Below are 24,988 nucleotides of genomic sequence, written 5' to 3'. Positions count from 1 at the left end.
GAGGATTAAGGGTGCTCCTTCAATTAAATATTAAGAATTTTGCTTTAATAGAAGATTTAAGTATTTCTTTTGAAAATGGATTCAATGTTTTATCTGGAGAAACTGGTGCAGGTAAATCTATATTAATTGACGCTATTAATTATGTGCTTGGAGGGAAATTTAATAAGGACTTAATAAGAACAGGCACAGATAAAACTTTTGTTGAGGCAATATTTACGCTTCAAAATGAAAAATCAAAAGAAGAGCTTATTAAGCAAGGAATAGAATATGAAGACTGGATAATTATAAGCAGAGAAACTTTTCAATCAGGTAAAAGTATAACTAAAGTAAATGGTAGATCTATTTTAATTTCACAATTAAAACTTATAACAGAAACTTTATTAGATATACATGGACAACATGAAAATCAAAATCTTTTAGATTCTTCAAAACATATTTTATACTTAGATTATTTTGGAGAGAAAAATATTTTAGAGCTGCTATGTTGTTATAAGAAGTATTATGAAGAGTTAAAAGAAATTGATAAAAAGATAATTGAGCTTTCAGGAGAAGATGGAGAAAGAGAAAAAATAATTGATTTTTTAAAATTTCAAATAGATGAAATAAATAATGCTAATTTTAAAATTGGGGAAGAAAAAGAATTACAAGAAAACTATGATGTATTATCTAATGCAGAAAAGATAAGCAAAGTGTTAAATTTTAGTTATCAAAATCTTTATAATGGAGATGAAAATACATTATCTATATTGGATAGTATAGGAACTATTGTAAAAGAGTTAAAATCTGTACAAATGCATATGTGTAAAATAGAGAATATAAGCAATTCTTTAGAAGAAATATATTATAATATAGAAGAAAATATAGAAGCAATAAGGAAAATAAAAGATGAAACATATTATGATGAAGAAGAGTTAAATTCTATAAATAGTAGATTGTTTCAAATAGCTTCATTAAAAAAGAAATATGCTCCAGATATAAAAAGTATATTAGAATATAGAGATAAGATAACTCATCAATATGAAGAACTTATAAATAGTGGCCAAATAATTGAAGAATTAAATAATAAAAAGAAAGCATTGTTAGATAAACTTAAACATAAGGCTATGGAAATTCATAATATAAGATTAAGTATAGGAGATATGCTAGAGAAAAAAATAAAAGAAGAGTTAAGTTATATTGGATTAGAGAAGAGTGTGTTTAAAATATCCATAGAATTAAAAGAAGAATTTAATGAAAATGGATTGGATAAAGTTCAATTTTTAATATCTACAAATCCTGGAGAACCATTAAAGCCTTTAGAGAAGATAGTATCTGGTGGAGAGCTTTCAAGAATAATGTTAGCATTAAAGACTGTATTTGTAGATAAGGACAAGATCCCTACTGTTATTTTTGATGAAATAGATACAGGAATAAGTGGAAGAATTGCTCAAAGTGTAGCTGAAAAAATGTACAGTATATCTGGCTTACATCAAGTGTTTTGTGTAACTCATCTTCCTCAAATAGCTTGTATATCAGATAATCACTATCAAGTATCTAAAAAAGTATTGGATAATAAAACTTATACTTTAATTAAGAAACTAAGTAAACAAGAAAAAGAAGCAGAGATAGCAAGGATGATAGGAGGAACAGAAGTAACAGAATTGACAATAAAAAATGCTCAAGAAATGATTAACATGGCAGATGAAAAAAAATTACAATTATTATCATAATTGTAATAAGCATATCTCAGATGTAAAAAAATATTTATAATTGCATAATTACATATTGATATATTTTTTACTAAAAGGGTTACAATATTAATATTATTGTAACCTTTTTATTTTTACTCTTAAATTTAGTTTTTAAAAGTAATTGTTAACTACTTATACAAAGATATTATAGCATAAGAAGAGCTTGCACAGGGCAACTTAAAAATATACAAAGGAAACAAACAGGAGGTATAAGCATGAAAAATAAAAAAAATAAGTTTATTTATCCTTTTATAATATCCATCCTGTTAATAACTTTAGTTGCCTATTACAAAGCTTTTAATGTACCAACTACTATATTTTTAAGAGAAGGTAAATCATTAAAATCTAATAATATTGTAAAGTTGGTGAAAGATGATAGTGTTAATACTTCAAAAGGAGTAACTGGAACTGATCAAAATGCAGATGTAAGTTTACTTGGAATATTTAAAGTAAAATCTGTAGCTATAAAATCAATACCTAATGAATTATCAGTATATCCTGGAGGACAGCCAATAGGAGTTAAACTTAATACGAAAGGTGTACTAATAGTTGCGTTATCAGATTTAGATACAGATAATGGGAAAGTAACAAGTCCAGCATCTGAAGCAGGTCTTGAAATAGGAGATAGTATAGTAGAAATAAATAATAAAAAAGTTATAAATTCAGAGAAAGCAGCTTCCTTAATTAATGAATGTGAAGGAAAAGAAATAGAAGTTACAATAGAAAGAAAAGGAACTACTTTGAAGAAAAAAGTAAAACCTGTAAAATCAAAAGATAATCAATACAAAATAGGGCTATGGATAAGGGATTCTACTGCGGGAGTAGGTACATTAACTTTTTATGATAATAAAACAGGTACTTTTGCAGCTTTAGGCCATCCTATAACTGATGTAGATACAGGAACAATATTAAATGTAAATTCAGGACAAATAGTTAATTCATCCATAGTTTCTGTAAGAAAAGGAGTAAGAGGAACGCCAGGAGAATTAAAAGGTATATTTATTGACGAAGATGTAGTATTAGGACAGATAATTAAGAATACACAGTGTGGAATATTTGGAAAAAGCAATCTTCCTATAAAGAATAAAAACAATAAAAAAATGAAATTGGCTTTAAGAGACGAAATAAAGGAAGGACCAGCTCAAATTTATACAACAATTGACGGAAGTGAGCCTAAGTTGTATAATATAATGGTAGAAAAGTTATTACCTCAGAATTCACCTGGGCCTAAGAGTATGGTAATAAAAGTTACTGATAAAGAACTTTTAGAAAAGACTGGCGGAATAGTTCAAGGTATGAGTGGAAGTCCAATAATTCAAGATAATAAAATAATTGGAGCAGTAACTCATGTATTAATAAATAAACCAGATACAGGGTATGGAATTTATATTGAATGGATGCTTAAGGATGCTGATATATTAAAATAAAAGTCTATTCATTACACATAGAATCAAAATAATAGATAGCTTCTACTGCTATCTATTATTTTATATAGTTAATTGAAAATATTTTCTTGTTTAAGAAGGAATTATCATTCTTTTGTCGAATTTATTAATTGCTAAGATATGGGAATTTATTGTAAAGGGGAGTAGTTTTATGGAAGATTCAAAGATTAGTGTGGTTATTGCTGATGATAATAAGGAGTTTTGTAATATTCTTAATGATTATCTTTTAAATCAAAGAGATATTGTAGTAGTTGGTGTAGCAAAAGATGGAGTTGAAGCATTAAAGTTAATAGAAGAAAAGAAACCAGATTTAGTTGTATTGGATATTATAATGCCACATCTTGATGGTTTAGGTGTACTAGAAAAATTAAATAGCATGGATATAGAACCAATGCCAAGAATAATTGTATTATCAGCTGTAGGACAGGATAAGATAACTCAAAGAGCTATTACTTTAGGTGCTGATTATTATGTGGTAAAGCCATTTGATATGGATGTTTTCACGAAAAGAATAAGACAGATGTTTAATAATACAATTTCAAGTGGTGATGAAGTTAAAAGAACAATTCCAGTAATAGAAAGTAGTGAAATAAGAATAAATAGAAATGAACCCATAGATCTAGAAGCAGAAATAACAAATATAATTCATGAAATTGGTGTACCAGCACACATTAAAGGATATATGTATTTGAGAGAAGCTATAACTATGGTAGTAAATGATATGGAACTTTTATCAGCAGTAACTAAAGAACTTTATCCATCAATAGCCAAAAAATATAATACAACAGCCAGTCGTGTAGAAAGAGCTATAAGACATGCTATAGAAGTAGCATGGTCTAGAGGACAAGTTGACACAATAAATAGGATATTTGGATATACAATACATAATGATAAAGGTAAGCCAACAAACTCAGAGTTTATTGCTATGGTAGCAGATAAATTAAGATTAAAGAATAGGGTGTCTTAAAGTAACAAATTTCAATTAAAAATACTCCTTAGTTTTATTTAACTAAAGGAGTATTTTTAATTTTACTTTATTTAGGCATAATCCTTCTAAAAATTTCTTCTATTTCATTTCCAAATTCAGATAAAGGTTTTCCTTCATTAATTCCTTTTCCAACATTAGTGATCCTTTGGATTACATCTGGATCTGCAGATACAGCTACAGTTTTTATTTTAGGATCTACTGATTTTACCTTTTTATCTACTTCATTTTTAAGGTTATCTGTTAAAGTTCCTTCTGCTTTTTCATCTAAATTTACACCTACAAGAGCCCTTTCTTCAGAAATTACCACATTAGCACTCTTTATTCCTTTTATAGTAATTAATTCTTTTGCTATTTTATCTGCTCTAGACGATAAATCATTTGTTTTTTCTACAGTTTTATTACCAGTGTCAGAAGGTGGTGGTGTAGTTTTATTTGTACATGCTGTTATATTTAAGGATATAAAAGATACTAAAAGAAAAGGAATTATTTTTTTGCTTATAGTAGATATCATAATTAATCACCTCCATGTTATTATGTGCAAAATAAATTTATTTAGTATAAAAATTATTCTTTATAATTGAGAAGCTTAAATATTAATATTCATATAGTTATTATAAAAATCATAAATATAAAAAGATAGATAATATTTTGCTTTGAAAAAGATAAATAACAAAGGGGGATATATATGATAAAAAATGGATTAACAAGTGAATTTGGTGGACATTTACAAGAAAATTTTTGGCTTTACATAATAAGTTTACTGTGTATTTTTACAGGAATAGTTTTAGGAATATATAGTGTTAAGTATATGGGTGAAGTATATAAAAATGATCTTTTAAGCTATATAACTAGTTTTACAGAATATATAGGAAATAGAGATATAGATTATAAAACTGTTTTGTTAGGAACTATAAAAAATAATATGCCATTTATAATATTAATTTGGTTTTTAGGTATGACTATGATAGGAATTCCTATAATTCTCATTATAGATTTAATAAAAGGATATACTTTAGGATTTACAGTTAGTATTATGATTAACAGTGTTGGAACGAAAGGCTTATTAATATCATTGTTAACAGTGATTCCGCAAAATGTAATTTATATACCCTGTATAATATTATCATCAGTACTGGCTATGGAGTTTTCACTTAATTTTTTAAGAGAAAGAATTGGAAAAAGAACCAATAATGGATTGTGGATTAGAGTTTTTTCATATTCATTATCTTTTCTATTTATAGTCCTCATTATGTTTTTAGGATTTATTTTTGAAGCCTATGGAACACCTAACATACTAAAAATAATTATTTAATAGGAAATAAATTTGATTTTGGAGAGTGACAATATGAGAGAAAACAATATATATCTAATAGAATTTTTTATATGTATATTAAAATGTTTTTTTATATTGTTAGTTTTAGGAGAGTTTCTTCCCAAAGTAATAGATTACATATTATATAAATATTTAGAAAAGATAAGTATTCATCATAACAGTATTTTAGTTTACAATATAATTACCAAAAATAAAAAAATATTATATAATTATATATATATTTTCAATGAATTTGTAAAGATGTGAAGGTTTTTTTTCTCTTTTGTTGAATTAATATAATAGAAAAATAGATTATAGTAGGAGAAATACTATGGATGAATTAATAAACAAGTATATAAATTTTTTAAAAGGAAGAAAATTAAGCAAAAATACATTAGATGCATATGAAAGAGACATTAAGAAATTTTATGAGTTTCTAAAAGATAGAAAAGAAGATATAAAATTAGTAGAAGAAGTAACTATAATGGCATATGTACAGGAGCTTCAAAAAAGTAAAAAAGCTAATTCTTCTATAGTAAGAAACATAGTTTCTATAAGAAATTTTTATAAGTATTTAAATAAACAGGGAATATTAGAAGAAGATCCAGTTATAAATTATGAAATGCCAAAGCTAAAAAGAAATATTCCACAAATATTAACAATAGAAGAAGTAGATAAAATATTGCAAGCACCAGATTTAAATACAGAAAAAGGAATAAGAGATAAGTCAATGCTAGAAGTTATGTATGCTACAGGAATGAAAGTGAGCGAATTACTAAATATAACCATGTTTGATATTAATTTAAAATTATGTTATATAAAGTGTAAGGGAACTAAGAATAGAGAAAGAATAATACCTATAGGATCCTATGCTGTTAATTGTTTAAATGAATATCTAAAAATTAGGCCTTCTTTAAATAGCTATAATTTAGATTATTTGTTTTTAAATCTTCAAAAAACAAAAATGACAAGACAAGGATTTTGGAAAATAGTTAAACAATATGCTAAGTTATCAGGAATTAATAAAGAGATAAATTCTTATACATTAAGGCACTCTTTTGCAGTCCATCTAATTCAAAATGGAGCGGATATAAAGGCAGTACAAGAATTATTAGGGCATAGTGACATGTCTGCTACTCAAATTTACTCTACTATATCTAGAAAAAGTAAGATTGCCGAAATATATAAGAAAACTCATCCAAGAGCTTAGAAGAGTAAATAGAAAAAGTCTAATTAAATATATAATTTGGATATAATATTAATGATCTTTTAAGCGAAGTTCATATGAAACTTAGAACCATTTGATAATATAAAAGGAGGATTTATAAAATGAATATAATTAAAATTAAAGAGAGTGTAAACTATGTGAAATCAAAAGTTGACATGATACCGGAAATAGGAATAATACTTGGCTCAGGTTTGGGAGATTTAGCGGATAAAGTTGAGGAAAGAATTAATATAAAATATGAAAATATACCTAATATGCCTAAGTCAACAGTAGTTGGGCATGCAGGACAATATGTTTTTGGAAAATTAAATGGTAAAAGTGTAGTTATGATGCAAGGAAGAGTTCATTATTATGAAGGTCATAAAATGGATGAATTATCTCTTCCAATACATATAATGAAATATTTAGGGATAAAAACATTAATAGTAACCAATGCTGCAGGAGGAGTAAATGAAGGTTTTAAACCAGGAGATTTAATGATTATAAAGGATCATATAAACTTTGCATTTACTAATCCATTAATAGGTAAAAATGAAGAAGAAATAGGACCAAGATTTCCAGATATGAGTAATGCATATGACAAGGATTTAGTTGATTTGGCTAATAAAGTAGCTAAGAATGAGCAGATAGAAGTTAAAGAGGGAATATATGTAATGATGACAGGTCCAACTTATGAGACACCAGCAGAAATTAGAATGATAAGAATATTAGGAGGAGACGCAGTAGGAATGTCTACAGTTCCTGATGTTATAACAGCTAAACATTGTGGACTAAAAGTTTTAGGAATATCTTGCATTACTAATATGGCAGCAGGAATTTTAGATCAACCTTTAAATCATGCAGAAGTTATGGAAACTTCCAATAAAGTAAAAGATAAGTTTATAAAATTAGTAAGCGGTATAATTAAAGAAATATAATACGATTATTAATAAAGATGATATGTTATTGATTTTTAAGGAAGGATGGTAACTTTGAATTTAATAGAAAAAGTTAAAGAAGCAAAAGAATATATACAATCTATTGACTCTTCAAAATTTGATATTGCAATAATATTAGGTACTGGTCTTGGGAGTATAGTAAAGGATATAGAGAATAAGAAGATTATAAAATATAAAGATATTCCTAATTTCCCGGTATCAACTGTAGTAGGTCATGCAGGAGAGCTTATAACTGGAGAACTTATGGGGAAAAAAGTTTTGGCGTTAAATGGAAGATTTCATTATTACGAAGGATATGCAATGAAGGAAGTAGTTTTCCCAGTTAGAGTAATAAAAGCTTTAGGAATAGAGAAAATAATTATTACTAATGCTGCTGGAGGAATGAATCCTAGCTTTGAAGCAGGAGATTTAATGATGATTACAGATCATATAAATTTTATGGGAGACAATCCGTTAATAGGAAGAAACTATGAAGAATTTGGTCCAAGATTTCCAGATATGTCACAAGCTTATAATAGAGAATTGCTAAGACTTGCTGAAAGTGCTGGAGATAGATTGAATATAAAGTTACAAAAAGGCGTATATATAGGAGTATCTGGGCCAACTTATGAGACACCAGCAGAACTTAAAATGTTAAGAGCTGTAGGAGGAGATGCAGTAGGAATGTCTACTGTACCAGAGGTAATTGTAGCTAATCATATGAGTATGAAAGTTTTAGGAATATCCTGTATAACGGATATGGCCTTAGGAGATAATCTAGAACCTTTAGATCATGCAAGAGTAGTAGAAACAGCTAATAAAGCTATGACAAGATTTGTATCTTTAGTCAAAGAAATAGTATCTAGCCTTTAATAAAAATTATTAGAATAATATATAAATGATAGCAACTATGGATAAATGGGGTGAAAGCAAAATGAGGATGTACGATATAATTTTAAAAAAGAGGAATGGACAAGAATTAACTTCTGAGGAAATAAATTATTTTATAGACAATTATACTAAAGGATATATACCAGATTATCAGGCAGCTGCTTTAATTATGGCAATATATTTTCAGAAAATGAATAAACGAGAAACGGCAGATTTAACCATGGCTATGGCTCATTCAGGAGATGTATTGGATTTATCTTCTATAAATGGAATAAAGGTAGATAAACATAGCACTGGAGGTGTAGGAGATACTACTACTTTAGTTCTTGGTCCAATGGTGGCATCTCTTGGAATACCTGTAGCTAAGATGTCCGGTAGGGGTCTTGGTCATACAGGGGGAACTATAGATAAATTAGAATCTTTTAGTGGCTTTTCCGTGGAAATGCCAGAAGATAAATTCATAGAAAATGTAAATAGGATAAAATTAGTAGTAGGTGGGCAAACAGGAAATTTGGCTCCAGCTGATAAAAAACTATATGCCTTAAGAGATGTAACTGCTACTGTTGATAATATATCTTTAATAGCTTCTAGTATAATGAGTAAAAAAATAGCAGCAGGTGCAGATTGCATAGTTCTTGATGTTAAAGTGGGAGAAGGAGCTTTTATGAAAACAAAGGAGGATGCTTTTCACCTTGCAGAAGAAATGGTTAGTATAGGGAAGAATGTTAATAGGACTACGGTAGCTGTGATATCTGATATGGATCAGCCATTAGGATTTGCAGTAGGGAATGCATTGGAGGTAAAGGAAGCTATAAATACATTAAAAGGAAAAGGACCAGATGATTTGCTTCAATTATGTCTAACATTAGGTTCACATATGTTAGTACTTGCTAAAAGGGCTAAAGATGAAGAAGAAGGAAGAAGAATGCTTATAGAAACAATTGAAACTGGTAAAGCGCTATCTAAGCTTAAGGAATTTGTTGAAGCACAAGGAGGAGATTCGTCTTTTGTAGACTATACTGATAAGTTTCCTAAAGCTGAATATATAATACCTGTTAAAAGCAAAATAGATGGATATGTAAGAAAAATTCATGCAGAAAATATAGGAGTAATTGCTATGGACCTTGGAGCAGGAAGAGCTACAAAAGAAGATAAAATAGATCTTGCTGTAGGAATAGTTTTAAGTAAAAAAAGAGGAGATAAAGTATATAAAGGTGATGTATTAGCATATATATATGCTAATGATATAAAAAAGGCAAAAAAAGCTGAAAAAGATATATTGGAAAGCTATATAATAAGTGATATATATAATGAAACTGTGCCATTAATATATGGTATAGTTAAATAAATAATTATCTCTAAGATTTAAATCTTAGGGATAATTATTTATTTTTGAAAAATTTACAGTTATTTATATAATTTCCATTGCATCATAAGGATTATTATGAATATTTTTATATGGATAAATTTCTAAAATCCAGGAGAAAATATTATTGAAGGAAGGAGGAATTTGTGTTATGAAAAGAGAAGAAAAAAGATTAATTAGTATTATTGTATTATTAATTTTTGCTGTACAAATTTTATTTGTACCAATTAAAGTAAAGGCAGAAGGAGAAGGAATAAATGTGGAGGCATCCTCTGCACTTTTAATGGAGCCTATTTCAGGGAAAATAATATACGAAAAAAATCCTCACGAAAAGTTTGCTCCAGCTTCAGTAACAAAAATAATGACTATGCTTATTGCTATGGAAGCTATTGATTCAGGTAAAATAAAGTTAACAGATAAAATAACAGTAAGTGAGAATGCTAAAATGAAAGGAAAAGGCGGAAATAGCAGTATGTTATTGGATACAGGAGAAATAAGAACTGTAGAAGAAATACTTAAAGGAATAGCTATAGCTTCAGGTAATGATGCTGCAACTGCTATGGCTGAGTATATTGGTGGAAGTGAAGAAGCCTTTGTAAAAATGATGAATGATAAAGCTGAGTCTTTAGGAATGAAAAATACTAGTTTTAAAAATTGTAGTGGGCTATCTGCACCGGGACACCTTACTACAGCATATGATATAGCTTTAATGTCTAGGGAACTTTTAAGACATCCCAAAGTACTAAAATATACAGGTACTTATATGGAAACCATATCCGAAGGGAGAAAAAGCCCTATTGGACTTGTAAATCATAATAAATTAGTTAGATTTTTCAAAGGTTGTGATGGACTTAAAACTGGTTTTACTAATGAGGCTAAATATTGCATTTCTGCAACAGCTGTAAGAGATGGTGTAAGAATGTTAGCGGTTATTATGGGAGCCCCTACATATAAAGTAAGGAATAGAGATGCAAGTATGCTTATGAATCATGGCTTTTCTAAATTCGAATGCAAAAAAATACTGACTAAAGATTCTAATGTAGAAAAGATACAACTTGGTAAAAGAGACGATAAATTTTTCATGGCTAAAGCTTTGGAAGATTTAAATGTAGTAGTAGAAAGAGGATCTAAGAACAAGATAACTAAAAAATGTGTAGTCAATTTGGATAAGAAACATTATAATAAAGGAGAAGTAATTGGATATTGTGAAGTATATTTAAATGAGAATTTAATAGGAAAAGGAAAAATATATTGTGATAGAGAAATAAAAAAATCTGGTTTTTTTGATAATTTGAAATATAACTTTAATAATCTTTTTAACAACGGAATATAAATCCTTTTAATTATATGATAGCCTAGGCTATCATATAATTTTTCATAAAATGTTTATAGAAAATGATATAATTTATATTATAAATGATCTAGGAGAGATACTAAATGGCATTAAAAATAAAGATACATAATTTTGAAGGACCTTTTGATTTGTTATTACATCTTATAAAGAAAAATGAAATGGATATATACAATATAAGAATATCTGAAATAACCAATCAATATATTCAATACATAAATACATTAAAAGAAATGGATTTGGAGATTACATCAGAATTTATAGTTATTGCAGCTACTTTATTACAGATAAAATCTAAAGAATTATTACCTAAAATTAAAAATGATGAAAATATAGTTGCTGAAGAAGATGAAGATCCAGAAAAGATATTAATTCAAAAGCTAATTGAGTATAAAAAGTTTAAAGCAGCAGCAGAATTTTTTAAATCAAAAATGGCAATAGAAGGTATTAGATTTACAAAGAAGCCGGAGATAATAGAAAATAGAAAGGAATGTGAAGATACAGATATTTTAAAAAATATTAGTATGTTAGATTTGTACAACCTTTATAATGAATTAGTTACAATATATAAGAATAAGATAAATACTAATATAATTTCCAGAGAAATAATAGTGGATCAATACAAAATAGAGGACAAAATGGTATATATAAAAGATAGGATTCTTAGAAATAAGAGGGTGTCTTTTACTGAACTAACGAAAAGCTGCTCAGCAAAAATGGAAATTGTAGTAACCTTTTTAGCACTTTTAGAGTTAATAAAATTAAGGATTATAAGAGTTGCTCAAGAAGGTAATTTTAAAGAAATACATTTAGAAAGGACAGATTCAAATGAAGAACATAAATATGAATCAAATTGAGATGGAACAGGTTTCAGTTAAAAATAGACTTATTTCTGTTATAGAATCACTTCTTTTTGTTAGTGGGGAGCCTTTAAAAGCTAAAGAAATAGCTAACATATTAGAATGTGATGTTAAATTTATTAGAGATCTTATTAATGAAATGAAAAAAATATATAAAGCAGAAGATAGGGGAATAGTTGTAATAGAGATAGATGATAGCTATGCATTAGCTACCAAAAAAGAAAATAGTGAATTTATTGAAAAATTACTTAAGACAAATGTAAGACAAACACTTTCTCAAGCAGCATTAGAAGCTTTAGCTATTATAGCTTACAAGCAACCTATAACTAGAATTGATATAGATGATATAAGAGGAGTAAAGAGTGATAGAGCTATACAAACTTTATTAGAGAAAAAGCTAATTAAAGAATGTGGTAGATTAGATGTACCAGGTAGACCTATACTTTATGGAACTACAGAAGAATTTTTAAAACATTTTGGATTAGAAAACTTAAATCAAATGCCTAGTTTAGAGGATATTTTGAATAATTTCGGGGATAAAGTAAATGATAGTTCAGAATAAGAAAAATAGTGTAGAAAGGGTTTTAAGTCCTCTACACTATTTTTATAATATGATATTAATTTATATGTGGAGATTCATTAGATTTACATTGATTTTTTTCATTTTTCTTTGAAGAATCTTCGTTTACTAGCCCTTTTAGCGTATCTATTATTTGAGGAAAAGAATCTATAAGTTTATCATAGCTTCCATTTTGCTCAAGAGGAAGAAGTCTTACAGAATCAGATTTGATAACTAAAAAAGCTACAGGTTTAACTGAAACACCAGCACCAGAGCCTCCTCCAAAAGGATATTTAGCATTGTCAGTATTAAGACAAGTATTAAATTCACTTCCACCTGAGGCAAAGCCAAAGGATACTTTAGAAATAGGTATAATTAATGATCCATCTTTTGCTTCAACAGGATCTCCAACTATAGTATTAACATCTATCATATTTTTGATATTTTCCATGGTAGTTTTCATTAAATTTTCAATTGGATGATTTTCCATTTAATATACCTCCTCTATTATAGAATATTAATTTTTTGTTAAGCATGGTTTATATTTTTTATTAAATTTATGTAAGCTTATGAGTATGATAATGAATATATAGATAATTTTAACTAAATTTATATAAATTATACTGTTTATTTCTGTATAAATTGTTTTTTTATTAAATTCAGGTTGAACATCAAATTTTATTTGTTTTACTTTAAAATAGGAGTAAATGTAATATTGTATGTAAGAATAAATATTATGGATCAATCCATAAACTATACCTGTAATTGCTGCATCTCCTAAACCATAAGTTAAATTACAGCAAAGTTTTATACTAGGTTTAAGCTTATTATTTTTTAAATTTAGTGCAATATATTTTATTTGTTTAAATTTTTTTGTTTTTGAATCTTTTTTAGTATTTTCTTCTGCTTTATTAATAATATCCCTTCGCTTTTTATTTAAGTTTTTAGAAGTAAACTCATAAGTTTTCCATAAAATTTTTATAACAAGTTTATCTATGTCATACATAAAATAAAGCTTTATAGGAAAGGGAATTATAAATATGAGAATTAGGGGTAATATAAAAATCCATAACTCAATCATAATTTATCCTCCATATGACATTTAAATATTATATCCATAGAAGGATATAATATACAAAATTATATGGAAATAATTTTATGAGTAATAAATATATATAGGTGGAAAAATAATTGAAGTAGAGAGAGGTGATAACTTTGAAAAAAAGAAAAATAAACATATGTTATATTATTATTTTTTCAATGATTATTTATAGTACACTTTATAGTTGTAAAGTTGTAAAAGCTTATAGCAAAGATAGTATATGTAAAAATTATGTATCACAAGTGATAATTCCAGAAAAGAAAAATAAAACTAATATAAATAATTTGCAAATAAATGCAAAAGCTTATATAGCATTAGATGCTAATTCAAAAGTAGTACTTGCGGAGAAAAATTCAGAGATTATTATGCCTATGGCAAGTACAACAAAGATAATAACAGCTTTAGTAGCATTAAATCATGGAGATTTAGATAAAGTAATTGAGATATCTTCGAGAGCAGCAGCAATACATGGATCAACAGTTGGATATAGAAAGGGAGAGAAGGTAACTCTAAAAGAGCTTCTATATGGTCTTATGTTGCGATCAGGTAATGATGCAGCTATTGCTATTGCAGAGGGTATAAGTGGAAGTGTAGAGGAATTTGTGAAGCTTATGAATGAATATGCAGCGGGACTAGGACTTATTGATACACATTTTCATACCCCTCATGGATTGGATAATTCTGATCATTATTCTACAGCATATGATTTAGCAGTAGTTACAGCCGAAAGTAAAAAACATAAATTATTTGATCAAATTGTTAGTTCTAAAGATGTTGATGGAAAGAGTAATGGATTTACTAGAAGTTATCATAATATAAATAAAATATTATGGAAGATACCAGAAGCCAATGGAGTAAAAACTGGATATACTGGAGGTGCAGGAAAATGCCTTGTTACATCAGTAAATAATTATGGAAATGATGTTATTATAGTAGTATTAAATTCACCAAGTAGATGGAATGAAACTATTAAAATTAATGAATATGTAAAGAAAAATTTTGAATATAAAAAATTATATTCAAAAGGAGAAATAATTGGAGAAGCTCCTAGAGATAAAAAGAATATAAAATTAACTTGTAGCAAAGATATAGTAATACCTATAAAAAAAGATTGTAATTACAAAACAAGTGTTAAAGTTCCAGAAGAAATAAAGGATGATGTAGCAAAAGGAGATAAAATTGGCAGTATTTTTGTATTTAAAGAAGATAAATTAATTTTTAGTGAAAGCTTGGTTGCTGATAATAATTATAAACTAGGTATATTCAATAAAAATTCTTTGATAGATAAGTTCATTAAATAAAGAAATTTATAATTATAAAAGGTAGAGTAGTAAAAAGCTCTACTTTTTTATTTATAAAATATATATATTAAATATATTATAAATGGTTTAAATTGTATGCAAATAGTAGTATAATATAACGAGCAATAATTTATGGCGTAAAAGGTGATGAATTTGTTGAAATTAACTTTTATAGAATTTTTCTTTAGGACTATTCCAGAATGGATATTGCTTATTTTAGTATCTTTTATACTGAATAAAAGGGATATATGTATTAAAAAAGTAATTATATCTGTAGTACTATTATCTATATGTAACTTTTTTATAAGAATGTTACCTATTCACCTAGGGGTACATACAATAATTTTATTCTTTTTTTATGTGTGTATTTCAGTCTTTATTAATAAAATAGGAGTTATTGAATCTATTGGATCTGTAATTGTATCTACAATATTTTTGCTTATTTGTGAAGGTATTAATGCAATAATATTAGTAAATATTTTACATGTTAATATTAAAATCATTTTTGAAGACCCTATTTTAAAAACATTATATGGATTACCATCATTATTGATATTTTCAATAGTATTATTTTTCTTTCATAAAAAAATCCAGATAAGTAAAAAAACATGAATTTTTATATGATTTATAAGAATAGATGAGATGGGGTAGAGGAGGTGATTTAAGTGAAATTTAAACTAACTAATAAAATTATAGGATTTTTAGCAGGTGCTTTTACTTTTTTTGCACTTTCTACATCAGCTTCTGCTTGTATATGGAGTTATTATCAACCTAAAGAGCCTAAATGTTTGCAAGAAAAGTAATATAAAGGGCGGGTATTTCCGTCCTTTATATTTAAAGTGATTTTTTATTTAAAAGTATGGAAGTGGAGAAATGAATCAGAATAAAATGAACAGGCAAAAAGTAATTTTAGAAACTCTATCTATTGTAAAATTAATTTCGTTGCTTTTTAGTTCAATTATATTTATAAGTAGATGTTCAAACTTTGATATAACTACTAGCGGTGGATATTTTAATATGATTATATGCGTATCCATAGCATTAATGTTGACTTTTTTATATGGAGTATGGTCATTTTTTATAATTAATAAATTTCAATGGAAATGGATTAAATGGATTCAATATGTTGAAAATTTTTTGTTTGTTTTATGTTTTTTTATCTTAGTTTTAATGTCTGGTGCTAATGAAAGTAATTATAAGTTCATTTTTTTATTTATTATTATTACTTCAAGTATACAATTTGGTATAAAATATGGAGTTACTTTAGCTATGGTTTGTTCATTAATGTTACTTACAATGGATTTAATTAGTGGAACTGAAATAGAAATAAATCAATATTTTGAAAATGATTTAATCTTGGTTGGAGTATTTTTACTAACAGCTTGTACTTTAGGGTATTATAGCAAAATTGAGAATAAACATATAAAATATTTATCCTATTTGGCTAATATTGATGGATTGACAGAATTATATAATCATAGATATTTTCATGAATATTTAAAAACTAGTATAGAAAGATGTAGAAGATTAGGGAAAAATGTAGCACTTATTTTAATAGATATTGATTATTTTAAGAATTATAATGATTTATATGGACATCAAAAAGGAGATATGGTTTTAAGGACTATTGGATTTATATTAAAAAATAGTGTAAAAGATGGACAAATTGCTTGTAGATACGGAGGGGAAGAGTTTGCCATCATAATACCTTATAAGGATGAAAAGTATACATTAAATTTAGCAGAAAGTATAAGGAAGAAGATAGAAGAATATAAATTTGAAGGAGAAGAAAATCAACCAAATGGTAAAGTAACTGTATCAATAGGAGTATCTATATTTCCAAACAAGTCTAAAAATGAAAATGAATTAGTAAATAGTGCAGATGATGCTTTGTATAGAGCAAAATTTTTTAATAAAAATAGAGTAGAATGTTATTATTCTGTTTTAGATGAATTGAAAAATGACATTGAAAAAGAACATGTAAATTTAATAAGTTCAATTAAAACATTAATTGGTATTATAAATGCTAAAGATAGATATACATATGCACATGTAGAAAGAGTAGTAGTATATTCTAAACTTTTAGGAAGTAAGCTAAATTTATGTGAGGAAGATAAAAAAGTACTTGAGTATGGTGCATATATGCATGATATTGGAAAAATAAATATATCTGCAGATATTTTAAATAAGAAGGTACCTTTAAGCGATGAGGAATGGAATATAATAAAATGCCATCCTAAAAATGGAGTTAAGATACTTCAATCTGTAAATTCTTTAGAAAAGGTTATACCATTAATAAAATATCACCATGAAAGGTATGATGGAAAAGGATATCCAGAAGGATTACAAGGAGAGGAAATACCTTATCTTGTAAGGATATTAACTGTTGCAGACAGTTTTGATGCAATGACATCTAACAGACCTTATAATAAGAAGAAGAATTATAAAGATGCAATTTTCGAATTGAAGCGGTGTAGTGGGAGCCAATTTGATCCTAAAATAGTTGAAGCATTTATAGAAATAGTTGAAGAAAATAGAGGAGAAATTGACAATATAATAAATACTGTATAGTGTGATTAAAGATTAAATAATATATTATATTTTATAATACTAATTGTTTTATAGAAAAATAATTTAATATAATATATTTAATTTGTTATATGGAGAAAATACAGAATAGTAAATAAAATTTTAAAATCATTTTATAAGATAGGGAGAGAGAAAAATGGAAAATAATAATAAAGAAGTTTCAATGATGGATATGATGGGGGAAATAGAGAAATCTATGAAAAGAATTCATGAAGGAGAAATAGTAAAAGGAAATGTTATATCTGTTTCAGAAGAAGAGATTATGGTAAATATAGGATATATGGCAGATGGGATTATAAATAAAGAAGAGATAAATAATAATGATTGTAATTTAAAAGATACTATAAAATCTGGAGATGAAATATATGTTTATATAATTAAAGTAAACGATGGAGAAGGGAATGTTCTACTTTCTAAGAAGAAAGCAGACGAAATAAAAACTTGGGATAAGCTTGAAAAAGATTTTAAGTTAGGAACTGTATATGATGTTATAGTAAAAGAAATTGTTAAAGGTGGTGCTGTAACTTATATAAATGAAATAAGAGCTTTTATACCAGCGTCTCATCTATCTTATTCTTATGTTAAGGATTTAAGCTCATTTTTAAATAAAAATTTGAAGGTAAAGATAATAGAATTTGATAAAAATAAAAGGAGAGTTATATTATCAGCGAAAGAATTAGAAAAAGAACAAATAGAAAAAAGTAAAGAGCAATTTTGGAAATCTCTTCAAAAGGGAGAAAAGAGATCAGGAGTTGTAACTAGACTTGCTAAATTTGGAGCTTTTGTAGATTTAGGTGGAGTTGAGGGACTAATACACTTAAATGATTTATCTTGGAAAAGAGTTAATAATCCTTCAGAAGTAGTATCTATTGGAGATAAAGTACAAGTTTATGTATTAGATTTTGATAATGAAAAGAATAAAATATCTTTGGGACTTAAAGATGTAGAACAAGATCCATGGAAAGATATATCCGCAAAATATAAGATAGGAGATATAGTAGAAGGAAAAGTTGTTAAAAATTTAGATTTTGGAGTTATTGTTCAATTAGAAGATGGAATAGAAGGACTTGTACACATATCTGAAATTAGTGAAGAAAGAATATTAAAGCCTTCTGATGTAATAAAATTAAATGATAGAGTAAAGGTGAAAATAATTGAAATTAATGAAGAAAACAGAAAATTGTCTTTAAGTATTAAGAATGCAAATAATATTTTGGAGGAAGAAATTTCAAAATATAATGATAAAAGTGAAGCACTTACATTAGGAGATTTATTTAAGGATAAATTAAGAAATATGAAATTAGAATAATATCTAATACTTTGCAAATATTATACATAACATTTTATATAATATTAGTATAGTAAAAAATTCATATAAAAAGGACTAAATATTTTATACTTAGTCCTTTTTATATGATGATTATTAAGCAAACTCCATCTCAAAATAAGAATCACTTGATAGCTACATTAAAAATATAGCAACTATAGTGGTTATTATCAATCCTAGAGCAACAGGTTTTAAATTTCTTTTTGCTAATTCGAATGGATGGACTTTACATATGGCTGCTACTGGAATTAAGGACCAAGGTACAATTGTTCCACCACCAACCCAAATAGCAGATATTTGACCTAAAGCTGTCAAAGTGGCGGTACCTTTTTTTAATGAAATTCCAAATATTTTAGCTACAGAGCCAGCTAAGGATATTCCAGAAAATCCAGATCCATCCAATCCTGTTATTATACCCACTGCTGTAATGGTAGTAGCTCCTACTGGAGCATTAATTGGGGCTATATTTGCAAGAGCTATTCCTAAATCATTAACAAGTCCAGTAGAATCTTTAGGCAATACGTCACCAAATATTTTTATGAAACCTGTATCTCCCAAGTAAAAAAAAGCAGCTATAGGAATTACAGGACCAAACACCTTAAATCCAAAAACAAAACCTTCAACTATATATGAAATTATTAAAGAAGATGCATTTTTTTTCTTTATATATAGGGTTAATACTACAAGTATAAGGAGAGCAGTACCTCCAATTAAAGCTGTAGCATTTCCTCCTTGTAATTTGAGTTTATACATTATATATATATCAAAAATAAATATAATTGTTATTAAAAAAGCAAAAAATTTTTTACCTTTTTCTGAAATAAGGTGTTTAAATTCTTGATTATCTTCTTCTAAATTAATTTCATTGTTATCTAGAGTAAGTTTACCAGATTTCATATCTTTTTTTATCATTAGGAAAGCTGTTATAGAGGTTACTAGTCCCATTACTATTACTAAAGGAATAGAGGCTAAAATAACTTCACTTACTGGTATACCAGCTCCATCTGCTGTAAGTTTTGGGGCACCTTGGATTACAAAATCACCAGATAAAGCTATACCATGACCGAATAAGTTCATAGCTACGGCAGCACCTAAGGCAGGCAACCCTATTTTAACTGCAGCAGGAACCAATATAGCACCAATTAAAGCTATAGCAGGAGAGGGCCAGAAGAAAAAAGATATTATCATCATAAATATACCTATTATCCAGTAAGCAAGAGCAGGAGTTTTCATGAATCTAGTAAAAGGACTAGCCATAGCTGTGTTAATACCTGTCTTGTTTAAAATAATTCCCATGGCAGTTATAACAGAAATAATAAGTATAGTTCCTAATAGCTCATTTATAGCAAGAATGAAACTATTAAAAACTCCAATTATAGCACTAGAAAGTGAAGATGTTGCAAATAATCCTAAAATAAATATACCTAATATACATACTAAAGTTATATCTTTTTTCAATATCATAAGTACAAGAATTATAAATATTATAAGAAGATAAATATAGTGTAATAAACTTAAATGGATTATCATAAATGCACTCCCAAAAAAGTATTGATAGTAAAAAATATGATTCATAAGATTAAAGTGTTACAGTAGTCTATATATAAATATTTCTATTTATATGGCGACAATAGAATATTGTTAAGAATGGATTACAATCTGAGAAAATTTACAAGATTTGTTGTCAAATAATGTTGTAAATTTTATATTTGATGTTATTATATTTATATAGTTAGGATTTAATTTAAGGAGGGATTATATGCAGCCGTTTTCCATAGGAGATATATATTATGATGATAATAATATGCGAATTGTTGATATAAATCCAATAGGAAAGAATTGTTGCACTTTTGATTGTGTATTCTGTCCTATAGGCAAAACGGATATAAAAACTGATAAGGCAATTGATTTTAAAGGGACACAGGAATTTTTAGAAAGATTAAAAAACTTTTTAAATAATAATTCAGTGGATATGGTATTCATAAATCCAAGTGGGGAAGCTATTTTAAATAACAAGATAAAAGAAATAATAACTTATATCAAAGAGAAAAAAATTAAAGTAAGAATAATAACCAATGGATATATTTTTAATATGAGTGAGTATATAAATATTTATAATTATTGTGATGAAGTTATAGCAGAGATTGCAGTAATGGAGAATAAATATTTTAAAAAATTACAAAGACCTTTAGAGGAATTTACATTAAATGAATACATAAAAAATTTAAAAATATTTAGACAGCAATATAAAGGCAGATTTATATTAGATATAATTATATTGAAAAATTATTCTAATGACTATGATTCTATAGAGAAGTTTAAGAAGTTAATTAAGGAGATGGAACCTGATGAAATACTAGTAGAAACACCTACAGAAAAAAGATTAAAAAATAGATTTAATGTACAAGAAAGAATATTAAATTCAATAAATAAGTATTTTAATAGCTTTATAAAATAGACTAAGTTTTTTAGTCTATTTTTTCTATTTTTATATAAAGGAGTTATTTATACTTAGGATAGATTAAATATATTGTGGGTAATATAAATATATATTGAAGCTGATAAAAATATCTTTAGAAAGGAAGATGAAATGTGAAAAATAGAAATGAAGTGAAAAGCCAAAATAGAAAAAACTATAATCAAAAAGGAGAAAAAAATCAAGGACAATTTAATATAAATCAAATACCTCAAACTATTGAAGAAAGGGAGTTGAATGATAGCGTATTACAAACTAAAAAGAATGGATATAAAATTTAGTAAAAAACATGCCCAAATTTAGTTGCTATGAATTTAGGGCATGTTTTTATTAAATTATTTAAACAAACTGAAAATAATTATGCTTTTACAGAGGAACTTTCTTCAATAGTGGAAGAATTTTTTTGAATTTTATCTACTATCATACCAACAGCTTGATCACCTGAAACATTACAAGCTGTTCCAAAGCTATCTTGAGCTATATATAAAGCAATCATTAAAGTAAGCATTGGTTTACTAAATCCTAAAATTGATTCCAATGCGCCAAGTGATGCCATAACCGCGCCACCAGGAACACCAGGAGCAGCTACTATTGAAATTCCTAACATTGCAATAAAGCCAGCAAAATTACCTAAAGTCACAGGCATACTATTAAGCATCATAACTGACATAGCACAAGTTGTTAAAGTAATTGTACTACCAGACATATGAGTGGTAGCGCAAAGTGGAATTACAAATTCTCTTATACCCTTAGAAGTACCAATATTTTCTGCACATTTTAAATTAACAGGAATGGTTGCAGCTGAGGATTGAGTTCCTAAAGCAGTTAGATATCCAGGTATTTGTAATTTTAGAGATTTAAATACATTTTTTTTACTGATAGAACATGAAATTGTAAATTGAAATAACAGTATAATAATATGAGAACAAATTATTATAATAAATACTTTCCAGAAAACAGAAAATACTGTTGCAACTTGTCCTGTATATGTCATATTAGCAAATATTCCAACTATGTGTACTGGAAGTAATGGTATAATAATGTTTTCGATTGCTTTTGTTATAATTGCTTGAAAATCTTCAGCTATTTTTCTAAGAGGCTTACTGTTAATAGCTGCAATTCCTAAACCTAATAAGAATGCTAAAATAAGAGCTGTCATAACGTTCATAACAGGAGGCATATCAACTTTAAAGAAAGGTTCTAAATCTTTTGCGGCAGAAGATATATGCTTAGTAGTATCATTAGTTATTATCAAAGGTAATAATGTTTTTCCAACACCATATGCAAAAAAACCTGAGATTAGGGTAAATAAATATGCTATTCCTACTGTTATTCCTAGAAGTTTACCAGCTCCAGTACCCAGTTCAGCTATACCAGCAGTTACAAAACCTAGGATAAGAAGTGGAACAATGAATCCTAAAAAGTTACCAAATATAGAACTAAATGTTATAAAAATTCTAGTAAACCAAACCGGCAATGATTTACCGATTAGTACACCAATTAAAATACCAATTAAAATTTTAGGAATTAATCCTAAATGAAATTTTTTACTACCCATAAATATTCCCCCTAGAATTGTTTTAATTACTGAAAATTAGTTTTAGATTAATCGATTAATCTGTTGAAAATTTCTGATATTTTATATGAATAATATCATACAGATTTATATTCAAATGAAGTATATCATACTAGATTTTAAATTTCAACTAAAAATAACTTTTTTTATATTTTTTTACATTTATGTATTAACAAGTGCCTTATTGTCACACATTTGCGTATTCAATTCGAAATTTTATAACAATTCAAATTTAATTTTTAAATTTATGATGACAAAGTTTAAATTTATTATATAATAATGATATATAATCATGAAAAATTAAGTGTAATGTGAAAGAATATATGCATAATATAATGGTTAATTGAATATAAGGGAGGAAAATTTATGAAGGATTTTGGAGTGTTTGACATAGTTGGACCAATAATGATAGGACCTTCTAGTTCACACACAGCTGGAGCTGCAAGACTTGCTAAAGTAGCTAGTATAATTGCAGGAGGAAAAATAAAAAAAGTTCAATTTTTACTTCATGGTTCTTTTGCAAAAACTTATAAAGGACATGGTACAGATAAAGCTTTAGTGGCAGGAATTCTTAGAATGGATCCTTGGGATGAAAATTTAAAAGACTCTTTTTTAATAGCTGAGAAGGAAGGAATTGAGGTAGTATTTATTGAGACAGATTTAGGAGATGTACATCCTAATACGGTAAAATTTATAATAACTAAAGATGATGGTCAGTCATCAGAAGTATCTGGTTCATCAATAGGAGGAGGAAATATAGTTATATTTGATATAGAGGGACAAGAAGTAGAGTTTACAGGGGAATATCCAACATTACTTACGCAGCACAGAGATATGCCAGGTGTAATATCTAAAATAACTTCCATATTATACGAGGAAAAGATGAATATCGCAAATATGAGAGTTTATAGAAATAGTAGAGGGAAACAGGCTACTATGGCTTTAGAAACTGATAGTTTAATATCTCATGAAATAATTGACAAAATAAAAGTAATTCCTGAAATTGAAAATGTAAAATTTATAAATCCTATTGTGGAAGGAGATATTTAATATGTTTGTTAGTAGCGGCAAAGAATTGATAGAAATATGTAAAAAAGAAGGTTTAACTATAAGTGAATATACAATAAGAGAAGAGATATCTAAAAGTGGTATTGATAGAAAAAAGATTATGGATAAAATGGCTCAAAATTTAAATGTAATGAAAAATTCATCAGAGTTTGCTCAAGAAAATCAGGTAAGATCTGTAAGCGGACTTATAGGAGGAGATGCTGTAAAACTTAAAGAATTTGCAGATAGTGGAAAAACTTTAACTGGAGAATTTATGGTAAGAGCAATGGCAAGAGCTATATCATCTTCAGAGGTTAATGCAGCTATGGGAAAAATAGTTGCTTGTCCAACAGCTGGTTCTTGTGGAATTTTACCAGCAGTAATAATATCAGCAGGAGAAAAGCTAAATAAATCAGAAGAAGAATTAGTTAATGCATTATTTACTGCTTCGGGAGTGGGAATTATAATAGCTAAAAATGCTACCTTATCAGGAGCAGAAGGAGGGTGCCAAGCGGAATGTGGATCAGCAGCTGCCATGGCATCAGCAGCAGTAGTAGAAATGATGGGAGGAACTGTTGAGCAAGCTTTGGATGCAGCAGCCATAGTTATAAAAAATATATTAGGACTTGTATGTGATCCTGTAGCTGGGCTTGTAGAAGTACCCTGTGCTAAGAGAAATATTGCTGGAACAGTAAATGCACTTACTACTGCAGATATTGTTATGAGCGGAGTTAAAAGTATGATACCTTTTGATGAAGTAGTTTGGGCAATGTATAAGGTTGGAAAACAATTATCTCCAGAATTAAGAGAGACTGCATTAGGAGGTATAGCTATTACTCCAACAGCTTTAAAATTAAAAAAAGAAATATTTAAGTAAAAAACGAAACTAGCTCTTAAGTATTATGAGCTAGTTTTTTTATTTA

25 protein-coding genes are annotated in these 24,988 nt (G+C 27.3%); 19 read left to right on the top strand and 6 right to left on the bottom strand.

What is annotated here, in order from left to right:
• Positions 1-11: 11 nt before the first annotated feature.
• The 3 genes from recN to spo0A all read left to right on the top strand — a co-directional run bounded on the left by recN (position 12) and on the right by spo0A (position 4,142).
• Positions 12-1,709 carry a DNA repair protein RecN gene (gene recN, locus J2Z24_RS07545; RefSeq protein WP_035148662.1) on the top strand — a complete coding sequence of 566 codons (1,698 nt, stop codon included), beginning with the start codon at positions 12-14 and terminating at the stop codon, positions 1,707-1,709.
• A 236-nt stretch (positions 1,710-1,945) separates the two neighbouring features.
• Positions 1,946-3,157, top strand: a complete 1,212-nt coding sequence (gene spoIVB / locus J2Z24_RS07540) for a SpoIVB peptidase (protein WP_035148661.1) — start codon at positions 1,946-1,948, stop codon at positions 3,155-3,157.
• Between the two features lie 169 nt (positions 3,158-3,326).
• On the top strand, positions 3,327-4,142 hold the full coding sequence (gene spo0A, locus J2Z24_RS07535) for a sporulation transcription factor Spo0A (RefSeq protein ID WP_035148660.1): 816 nt from the start codon (positions 3,327-3,329) through the stop codon (positions 4,140-4,142).
• A gap of 67 nt (positions 4,143-4,209) precedes the next feature.
• Here the strand turns inward: spo0A and J2Z24_RS07530 are convergent, their stop codons facing one another.
• Positions 4,210-4,674, bottom strand: coding sequence for a YhcN/YlaJ family sporulation lipoprotein (locus J2Z24_RS07530; RefSeq protein ID WP_035148659.1), 465 nt, complete (start codon positions 4,672-4,674; stop codon positions 4,210-4,212).
• A 177-nt stretch (positions 4,675-4,851) separates the two neighbouring features.
• Between J2Z24_RS07530 and spoIIM the strand changes: the two genes are divergently transcribed.
• From spoIIM to scpB, 8 genes are all read left to right on the top strand, one after another.
• Positions 4,852-5,475: a stage II sporulation protein M gene (gene spoIIM / locus J2Z24_RS07525; protein WP_372440078.1), complete on the top strand. Its 624-nt coding sequence runs from the start codon at positions 4,852-4,854 to the stop codon at positions 5,473-5,475.
• A gap of 331 nt (positions 5,476-5,806) precedes the next feature.
• The gene (gene xerD / locus J2Z24_RS07520) at positions 5,807-6,685 is read left to right on the top strand and encodes a site-specific tyrosine recombinase XerD (protein ID WP_173680329.1); all 879 of its coding nucleotides are present in this window, start codon (positions 5,807-5,809) and stop codon (positions 6,683-6,685) included.
• A gap of 119 nt (positions 6,686-6,804) precedes the next feature.
• The gene (locus tag J2Z24_RS07515) at positions 6,805-7,620 is read left to right on the top strand and encodes a purine-nucleoside phosphorylase (RefSeq protein ID WP_035148656.1); all 816 of its coding nucleotides are present in this window, start codon (positions 6,805-6,807) and stop codon (positions 7,618-7,620) included.
• A gap of 54 nt (positions 7,621-7,674) precedes the next feature.
• Entirely contained in the window at positions 7,675-8,493 is an 819-nt protein-coding gene (locus tag J2Z24_RS07510; protein WP_035148655.1) for a purine-nucleoside phosphorylase, read from the top strand.
• Between the two features lie 61 nt (positions 8,494-8,554).
• Complete coding sequence (locus J2Z24_RS07505) at positions 8,555-9,859, top strand: pyrimidine-nucleoside phosphorylase (protein ID WP_035148696.1); 1,305 nt, start codon at positions 8,555-8,557, stop codon at positions 9,857-9,859.
• A gap of 169 nt (positions 9,860-10,028) precedes the next feature.
• Positions 10,029-11,210, top strand: coding sequence for a D-alanyl-D-alanine carboxypeptidase family protein (locus tag J2Z24_RS07500; RefSeq protein ID WP_035148694.1), 1,182 nt, complete (start codon positions 10,029-10,031; stop codon positions 11,208-11,210).
• 104 nt (positions 11,211-11,314) lie between these two features.
• Positions 11,315-12,085, top strand: coding sequence for a segregation/condensation protein A (locus J2Z24_RS07495; RefSeq protein ID WP_035148654.1), 771 nt, complete (start codon positions 11,315-11,317; stop codon positions 12,083-12,085).
• The gene (scpB, locus tag J2Z24_RS07490) at positions 12,057-12,650 is read left to right on the top strand and encodes an SMC-Scp complex subunit ScpB (protein WP_035148653.1); all 594 of its coding nucleotides are present in this window, start codon (positions 12,057-12,059) and stop codon (positions 12,648-12,650) included. Before J2Z24_RS07495 ends, scpB begins: the two co-directional genes overlap by 29 nt.
• A gap of 55 nt (positions 12,651-12,705) precedes the next feature.
• Here the strand turns inward: scpB and ytfJ are convergent, their stop codons facing one another.
• Positions 12,706-13,137, bottom strand: coding sequence for a GerW family sporulation protein (gene ytfJ / locus J2Z24_RS07485; protein WP_035148652.1), 432 nt, complete (start codon positions 13,135-13,137; stop codon positions 12,706-12,708).
• A gap of 27 nt (positions 13,138-13,164) precedes the next feature.
• Complete coding sequence (locus J2Z24_RS07480; protein WP_035148650.1) at positions 13,165-13,728, bottom strand: DUF2953 domain-containing protein; 564 nt, start codon at positions 13,726-13,728, stop codon at positions 13,165-13,167.
• A gap of 179 nt (positions 13,729-13,907) precedes the next feature.
• On the opposite strand from J2Z24_RS07480, the gene J2Z24_RS07475 reads away from it, so the two are divergent.
• Entirely contained in the window at positions 13,908-15,050 is a 1,143-nt protein-coding gene (locus tag J2Z24_RS07475; RefSeq protein ID WP_051593297.1) for a D-alanyl-D-alanine carboxypeptidase family protein, read from the top strand.
• 356 nt (positions 15,051-15,406) lie between these two features.
• On the opposite strand, the gene J2Z24_RS07470 is transcribed toward J2Z24_RS07475, so the two are convergent.
• Positions 15,407-15,553 (bottom strand): hypothetical protein, encoded by a 147-nt coding sequence (locus J2Z24_RS07470; RefSeq protein ID WP_156950248.1) that lies wholly within the window; start codon positions 15,551-15,553, stop codon positions 15,407-15,409.
• Positions 15,554-15,715: 162 nt separating this feature from the next.
• Here J2Z24_RS07470 and J2Z24_RS21605 point away from each other — a divergent pair, with 162 nt between their 5' ends.
• The 3 genes from J2Z24_RS21605 (at position 15,716) to rpsA (ending at position 18,948) form a co-directional block, all read left to right on the top strand.
• Positions 15,716-15,853: a cyclic lactone autoinducer peptide gene (locus J2Z24_RS21605; protein ID WP_085059078.1), complete on the top strand. Its 138-nt coding sequence runs from the start codon at positions 15,716-15,718 to the stop codon at positions 15,851-15,853.
• A 70-nt stretch (positions 15,854-15,923) separates the two neighbouring features.
• Complete coding sequence (locus tag J2Z24_RS07460; RefSeq protein WP_035148644.1) at positions 15,924-17,621, top strand: diguanylate cyclase; 1,698 nt, start codon at positions 15,924-15,926, stop codon at positions 17,619-17,621.
• 154 nt (positions 17,622-17,775) lie between these two features.
• Positions 17,776-18,948: a 30S ribosomal protein S1 gene (gene rpsA / locus J2Z24_RS07455; RefSeq protein WP_035148642.1), complete on the top strand. Its 1,173-nt coding sequence runs from the start codon at positions 17,776-17,778 to the stop codon at positions 18,946-18,948.
• A gap of 153 nt (positions 18,949-19,101) precedes the next feature.
• On the opposite strand, the gene J2Z24_RS07450 is transcribed toward rpsA, so the two are convergent.
• Positions 19,102-20,496 (bottom strand): hypothetical protein, encoded by a 1,395-nt coding sequence (locus J2Z24_RS07450; protein WP_035148640.1) that lies wholly within the window; start codon positions 20,494-20,496, stop codon positions 19,102-19,104.
• A 229-nt stretch (positions 20,497-20,725) separates the two neighbouring features.
• Between J2Z24_RS07450 and J2Z24_RS07445 the strand changes: the two genes are divergently transcribed.
• The gene (locus J2Z24_RS07445; protein WP_035148638.1) at positions 20,726-21,424 is read left to right on the top strand and encodes a radical SAM protein; all 699 of its coding nucleotides are present in this window, start codon (positions 20,726-20,728) and stop codon (positions 21,422-21,424) included.
• Positions 21,425-21,558: 134 nt separating this feature from the next.
• Positions 21,559-21,723 (top strand): hypothetical protein, encoded by a 165-nt coding sequence (locus J2Z24_RS07440; RefSeq protein WP_156950247.1) that lies wholly within the window; start codon positions 21,559-21,561, stop codon positions 21,721-21,723.
• A gap of 77 nt (positions 21,724-21,800) precedes the next feature.
• On the opposite strand, the gene J2Z24_RS07435 is transcribed toward J2Z24_RS07440, so the two are convergent.
• Positions 21,801-23,000, bottom strand: coding sequence for a dicarboxylate/amino acid:cation symporter (locus J2Z24_RS07435; RefSeq protein WP_035148637.1), 1,200 nt, complete (start codon positions 22,998-23,000; stop codon positions 21,801-21,803).
• 384 nt (positions 23,001-23,384) lie between these two features.
• Between J2Z24_RS07435 and sdaAB the strand changes: the two genes are divergently transcribed.
• Positions 23,385-24,068, top strand: coding sequence for an L-serine ammonia-lyase, iron-sulfur-dependent subunit beta (sdaAB, locus tag J2Z24_RS07430; protein ID WP_035148636.1), 684 nt, complete (start codon positions 23,385-23,387; stop codon positions 24,066-24,068).
• 1 nt (position 24,069) lies between these two features.
• Positions 24,070-24,942 (top strand): L-serine ammonia-lyase, iron-sulfur-dependent, subunit alpha, encoded by an 873-nt coding sequence (gene sdaAA / locus J2Z24_RS07425; RefSeq protein WP_035148635.1) that lies wholly within the window; start codon positions 24,070-24,072, stop codon positions 24,940-24,942.
• The last annotated feature ends 46 nt before the right edge of the window (positions 24,943-24,988 follow it).

The organism is Clostridium tetanomorphum (assembly GCF_017873215.1).
Classification (GTDB): domain Bacteria; phylum Bacillota; class Clostridia; order Clostridiales; family Clostridiaceae; genus Clostridium_AO; species Clostridium_AO tetanomorphum.
This window is presented reverse-complemented; position numbering and strand designations above follow the sequence as displayed.

Bases quoted from the DNA above. Each gene is read 5' to 3' on its own strand.
- J2Z24_RS07500 (WP_035148694.1), top strand. From the start codon at position 10,029: ATGAAAAGAGAAGAAAAAAGATTAATTAGTATTATTGTATTATTAATT.
- J2Z24_RS07460 (WP_035148644.1), top strand. From the start codon at position 15,924: ATGAATCAGAATAAAATGAACAGGCAAAAAGTAATTTTAGAAACTCTA.
- xerD (WP_173680329.1), top strand. From the start codon at position 5,807: ATGGATGAATTAATAAACAAGTATATAAATTTTTTAAAAGGAAGAAAA.
- J2Z24_RS07495 (WP_035148654.1), top strand. From the start codon at position 11,315: ATGGCATTAAAAATAAAGATACATAATTTTGAAGGACCTTTTGATTTG.
- J2Z24_RS07505 (WP_035148696.1), top strand. From the start codon at position 8,555: ATGAGGATGTACGATATAATTTTAAAAAAGAGGAATGGACAAGAATTA.
- J2Z24_RS07475 (WP_051593297.1), top strand. From the start codon at position 13,908: ATGATTATTTATAGTACACTTTATAGTTGTAAAGTTGTAAAAGCTTAT.
- scpB (WP_035148653.1), top strand. From the start codon at position 12,057: ATGAAGAACATAAATATGAATCAAATTGAGATGGAACAGGTTTCAGTT.
- J2Z24_RS07480 (WP_035148650.1), bottom strand. From the start codon at position 13,728: ATGATTGAGTTATGGATTTTTATATTACCCCTAATTCTCATATTTATA.
- spo0A (WP_035148660.1), top strand. From the start codon at position 3,327: ATGGAAGATTCAAAGATTAGTGTGGTTATTGCTGATGATAATAAGGAG.
- J2Z24_RS07445 (WP_035148638.1), top strand. From the start codon at position 20,726: ATGCAGCCGTTTTCCATAGGAGATATATATTATGATGATAATAATATG.
- ytfJ (WP_035148652.1), bottom strand. From the start codon at position 13,137: ATGGAAAATCATCCAATTGAAAATTTAATGAAAACTACCATGGAAAAT.
- J2Z24_RS07450 (WP_035148640.1), bottom strand. From the start codon at position 20,496: ATGATAATCCATTTAAGTTTATTACACTATATTTATCTTCTTATAATA.
- sdaAA (WP_035148635.1), top strand. From the start codon at position 24,070: ATGTTTGTTAGTAGCGGCAAAGAATTGATAGAAATATGTAAAAAAGAA.
- rpsA (WP_035148642.1), top strand. From the start codon at position 17,776: ATGGAAAATAATAATAAAGAAGTTTCAATGATGGATATGATGGGGGAA.
- J2Z24_RS07470 (WP_156950248.1), bottom strand. From the start codon at position 15,553: ATGATTTTAATATTAACATGTAAAATATTTACTAATATTATTGCATTA.
- sdaAB (WP_035148636.1), top strand. From the start codon at position 23,385: ATGAAGGATTTTGGAGTGTTTGACATAGTTGGACCAATAATGATAGGA.
- J2Z24_RS07515 (WP_035148656.1), top strand. From the start codon at position 6,805: ATGAATATAATTAAAATTAAAGAGAGTGTAAACTATGTGAAATCAAAA.
- J2Z24_RS07435 (WP_035148637.1), bottom strand. From the start codon at position 23,000: ATGGGTAGTAAAAAATTTCATTTAGGATTAATTCCTAAAATTTTAATT.
- spoIVB (WP_035148661.1), top strand. From the start codon at position 1,946: ATGAAAAATAAAAAAAATAAGTTTATTTATCCTTTTATAATATCCATC.
- J2Z24_RS07530 (WP_035148659.1), bottom strand. From the start codon at position 4,674: ATGATATCTACTATAAGCAAAAAAATAATTCCTTTTCTTTTAGTATCT.